General features: G+C 66.8%; 1 protein-coding gene. It reads right to left on the bottom strand.

What is annotated here, in order from left to right:
* Nucleotides 1–979 (bottom strand): IS481 family transposase (locus ACZ5VC_RS33175; protein WP_469123674.1); only part of this gene is annotated, 979 nt, incomplete at its 3' end.
* Nucleotides 980–1,086 lie beyond the last annotated feature (107 nt).

Raw genomic sequence — 1,086 nt, 5'->3', positions numbered from 1 at the left:
TGTATTGACTCGCAGCGTTGTTGACGCGGCTGATCGGTGGCTTGCCTTCGAGTGCGGTGTGGCAGCGGTGGTGGTTGTAGGTGTGGAGGAAGTCTGTCAGGGCCGCGGTCCGCTCGGTGTTGCTGGTGTAGGGCCGTAGGTAGGCCCATTCGTCGAGCAGGGTGCGGTTGAAGCGTTCGACCTTGCCGTTGGTCTGCGGCCGGTAGGGCCGGATCTTCTTGTGGGTGATGCCGGCTGCGGTGAGGTTCTGGGTGAAGAGTTTGGACTTGTAGCAGGCGCCGTTGTCGGTCAGGACCCGTTCGACGGTGATGCCGTGGGCGGCGAAGAACGCGTTCGCCCGCTGCCAGAAGGCGATGGCGGTGTGCTGGCGTTCGTCGGGCAGGACTTCGCTGTAGGCCAGGCGGGAGTGGTCGTCGACGGCGGAGTGGATGTAGCTGTAGCCGATCACCGGCTTGCAGCTCTTGCGCTCGGTCGTGGTGGCTTGCCGGTTGCTTTCACCGGCGGCTCTGCCGACCGTGCGCCAGCCGCCGCCGTCGGGGATGTTGCCGAGCTTTTTGATGTCGACGTGGATCAGTTCGCCGGGACGGTCGCGTTCGTAGCGGCGGACAGGTTCGCCGGTGGGCCGGTCGAGCCAGGCCAGGCGGTGCAGGCCGTGGCGGGTCAGGATGCGGTGCACGGTCGAGGCGGGAAGGCCCAGGATGGGCCCGATACGAGCCGGTCCGAGTTTGCGAGCCTGCCGCAGGTCGCAGACCCGAGCCTCGACAGCGGCCGGCGTGCGGTGCGGTGTCGTGCGGGGCCGGCTGGAACGGTCATGCAGGCCCGCCTCGCCTTCGGCCCGCCACCGGCGTATCCACTTGTGGGCGGTGGCCCGTGAGATGCCCATTTCGGCCGCGACGTGCGCGACCGGACGGCCTGAGCGGACACGTTCGACCAGCAGCCGCCTGCCAAAGACGGTCAGGCGGGCATTACGGTGGGACACGAAGACCTCCGTGCGTGGTGTGTTCCTAGACAGCTCCACCACACCGGAGGTCTTCGCCATGATCAAGACCCGCGAGTGTCAACAACCCTCGTGATCAATACAGCTAG

This window comes from Streptomyces sp. NPDC033174 (assembly GCF_055577795.1).
The sequence above is the reverse complement of the archived record's forward strand: the minus strand, read 5'-3'. Positions and strand labels throughout refer to the sequence as shown.